The organism is Dethiosulfatibacter sp., assembly GCF_983023055.1.
The window spans coordinates 1-4,050 of record NZ_CEZJXU010000232.1 but is presented as its reverse complement, the minus strand read 5'-3'; the positions used below and the strand labels follow the sequence as shown (position 1 = coordinate 4,050).

Genomic DNA, 4,050 nt, shown 5'->3' with positions numbered 1-4,050 from the left:
AAGCAGCATTATCCAAGATACTAACTGCAATATATGAACAAGACTTCATGGAATGCTCTTTAGGATTCAGACCCAACAGAGGATGTCACGATGCCCTGCAATTACTAGATAAGATAGTAAATAAAAGGGACATAAGATATGTAGTAGATACAGATATAAGAGGATTTTTTGATAATGTAAACCATGAATGGATGATGAAATTTATTGAGTACAGAATAGCTGATGATAATCTATGTAGATTGATAAAGAGGTTTTTAAAAGCAGGCATTATAGATGCAGGTACACGAAAGGACACTCCACAAGGAACTCCACAAGGAGGAGTCTGTTCTCCAATATTTGCGAATATATACCTACACTATGTAATGGATTTGTGGTTTGAAAAGATAGTAAGAAAGCATTGTAGGGGTAAAGCCTATATGGTTCGTTACGCCGATGATAGTGTTTTCTGCTTTCAATATGAAGAAGATGCTAAGAAATTCTATAAATCGCTTATACTAAGACTTGAAAAATTCAATCTTGAAGTAGCAGAAGAGAAAACCAAAATCATTGAACTAAAGAAAGATAATAAAGATGATGATAAAGGAGAAAATTCTTTTGACTTTCTTGGATTTACTCACTACGTTGGAAAAGACAAGAACGGAAGTAAGCGAGTGAAGAGAAAAACCAGTAAGAAGAAATATAAAGCAAGTTTATTAAGGTGTAAAGAATGGATGAAGAATAATCGAATATTACCTGTAAAGGATTTTATGAAAATAATAAAAGCTAAAATACAAGGACACTGCAATTATTATGGAATCACAGATAACCATAGAATGGTTAGTAATTTCATTTATGAATGTAGAAGGTTGATTTTTAAATGGTTAAACAGAAGAAGTCAGAAAAAGAGCTTCAATTGGAGTAAATATATAGTATTCCTAAAGAAGTATCCTTTACCTAGAGCAAGAGTCCATGTAACGATATTTGAATTTGGAGCAGGTAGTAGCTACTTAATGTAAATGATGAAGTGAAGAGCCGGATGCCTTAGTATGGCAAGTCCGGTTCTGTGAGGGGTTGGAGCCGTGAGGCTCCGTCTACTCGACGTAAAGTACATGTTCGGCATTTAGTTTAATTGTGGTATAGTCGTTTTATTTCAGCTTGGAAAAGTTTAATGTGTGAAAATCCCTTGAAGCATTGGTATTTCACTTTCAAGGATAACTTTTCACGCGTGTAACAGCTGATGAATCAGCTGACGCAACGTAGTTGCTTTACTTGACAGTCAATTTTACTTGTTCGGTGAAATTTACTCCTTCATGACCTAGTCTTGTAATGACTGTATGGTCTGCCGTATATATTCCTGGCATTACAGCCTGGATATAGTATACTAATGGCTTTGAGTTGTCATGGTCGTAGTAGTACATGACTATCTTCTGTTCCTGAAGCTCGTACCATCCTCTTCCTTGTTCATATTTAATGAACCTGAATCCTGCAGGTATGAAGTCAGTGATTTCGTAGGAACTATTTTCTTCAATATTAATCTCAGGTAGTATAGTAACCTTTATCAAGTCTGACTGGCTGAATTCAGTTATTTCATTGCCATCCTTGGAGTAGATCCTTTCTATATTGAAGTCCTTTGTCTTGTTTTCTTCAAGGTCTTCAACTCCGCCAAGGGCATATACATAAACACCCATGTTTCCGGTAACTGAGAGAACTTCAATGTTTTCGAGTTCTTCGGCAGTCATGGTGAGAGTTGCTGTTTCAAATCCGAAGATTTCTATAGTTTCTTTCTTATCTCCGTACTTGATGGAAGATTTCCCTGTAAGGCCCTTGATTTCTTCAGTTTCCATTATATTCCTGTTTTCAAGGTAGGTGATTTCCTCAAGATATGCAATTTCATATTTTGAAGGATTCTCGTATATGTGGTTGAAGAGCAGGTCTCCAGTTTCATAGTTGTCAAGTTTTACTGAAAGTGTTGCCAGTAGTCCTGTTCCAACATGGTTAAGTCCCTTGTCTATGTCTATTGAAACTTCAAATATTCCTTCTGTTGATATAGTTTCTTCTACTATTGAATCATATACTTCTTTTGCTCTTGTAATATCTCCAAGGGATTCAAGTCCAAGGGCAAGGATTATTCTATCAAGCTTCGACAGTTCTTCGTTGTCCAACAGGTCGTAGACGCTTATCAACACAGGCTCGTTCATTGTGGACAGTCCTGCAAAGGAATTGACTACGCTGTGGATATCCGATTCCGTATTCCTGATTATATTGTAGAAATATCCCTTAAGCTGCTCTGAGTTGAAATAGCTGTTTTCCATTAAGGCTATCCTTGCACTGATTAGGGAGTCACTATCTGAATATGGAAGCAGTTTTATTCCGCCGTCAAAGTTCTGATATCTTCCTACTGGAACATCCCAAAGGTCAATATTCTTTTCAAAATTATCCTTGATGAATTTTCTTGTTTCCATTCCTGACAGTATTTGGTCTATCCTCTTGCCTGAATTGTATCTAAGATCAAGAAGACTTTTGTAGAAGTTTGATTCGTTTTCATTGAAGAAGGTCACTTTTGCATTTGAATAAACCTTTTCGAAGCTGGTATCTTCAGTCAGGTCGAAGTATTCCTTGTTGTCGAAATATACTGTTGTGTCAACCACTTCAAAGTGTTCTTCAATGGCGTCAGTATAGTTTAGACCCTTTGCATAGGAGGTTATTGTATAATTTCCTTTTTCAAGTTCTCCAAGAGATACATTTGTATAGTCTCCTACAAGGCCGTCTTTCTGGATTTCCCTTGTACTTTCTTCTCCGTCCTTTTGAAGAACTACATTGAATGAAACTGCTTCACCTTTCTTTGTTTCGTCACCGAAAATCCTCAAGCTTATTGAAGGATTGTCTCCCGTTATGAAGACCTTGCTGAGGATAGTAGATATATGGAATGGCAGTTTTGCATTGATATTTATCCATCCCGTTGATGCTTCCATTTTGTCGTTTACTCCCTGGTATGTGATCCTCCATGATGTCAGGAAGGTTGAATTCAATTGTTCCTTCACCATTTTCATCTGTTGAAAGTGTCATGAAGGTTGCAGTGTCTCTGAACTCACTTCTTACATAGTAGGCTGCTTCGTCTCCGCCTTTCTCGGCACCCATTGCCATTCTCATGTCGTTCATGGATTTTTCAGAGGATACGAATTCTCTTACTATTCCTGTTCCGTAGACACTTGAATATATGTCGGCCAGCATGTCTGCAGTCTGTGAATAGAGGTCAAAATATGCTTCATCCACAATGCTTAGGTTAATATCTGCAGGGTAGGGGTTACCATATGTATCTGTAGTTTTTACAACAAGTTTGACATTGTCACCGGGGCCGTAATCCTTTTGATCTGATGCAACTTCTATGTTTAATTTTCTTTCAGAATAGTCATATCTTATGGTTGTAGGATAGGAAGTCTTGTGCATGGTGCCTTCATTTGAATATATAGCCTGTATGGCAATATTTGGAAGGTGTTCTTCTTCAAAACTAAATTCTCCACTGGTTTTGTCAAGTATTTCATAATCCAAAAGTCCGTCCTTCATAAACATGACCATCATTCTGTCATTCTTTGAATCCTCGACTATGCCGTCATTGTCCAAATAATACTTTACAGTATCGCCAAGAGCATATTTGTAGTCGTCATCATCAACCTTAAGCGTATAGTATGGATTGAATTCAACGGTTTGGATTCTTCTGAAATAACTGAAATGTCTGCTTTCTACAATCTTGTCACCATTATTTTCAAAGGAGGCTTCTATGTTGAATGAACTTTCGGAATCCACTGTATATGGCATTTCAAGTATATATTTTCCATTGATTACGTCCACAGATCTGTCTTCCACTACTTTTTCATGTTTGTTATATTCGTATCTTCTCTTTGTTACCTTGTTGATGAAGTCGTAGTATTTACCTGTTTCAATTCTTGTGTACCATGTCTCCGTAACTACAATCTTCACCTGACCGTTTAATGGAGCGCCTCTCAAGTCTTCGTAGTTGAAGCCATAATCAGTACTGTACTTATGGGAATCAAGTTCGTGGAGCATGACAGT

2 protein-coding genes are annotated in these 4,050 nt (G+C 37.2%); one reads left to right on the top strand and one right to left on the bottom strand.

All coding sequences use genetic code 11. The features are described from left to right. Nucleotides 1–995, top strand: a 995-nt coding sequence (locus AC3AX0_RS08690; RefSeq protein ID WP_487549905.1) for a reverse transcriptase domain-containing protein, incomplete at its 5' end; no start/stop codon positions are given. A 1,834-nt stretch (nucleotides 996–2,829) separates the two neighbouring features. Here the strand turns inward: AC3AX0_RS08690 and AC3AX0_RS08685 are convergent. After that, on the bottom strand, nucleotides 2,830–4,050 hold a 1,221-nt coding region (locus AC3AX0_RS08685; protein WP_487549904.1), incomplete at its 5' end, for a hypothetical protein.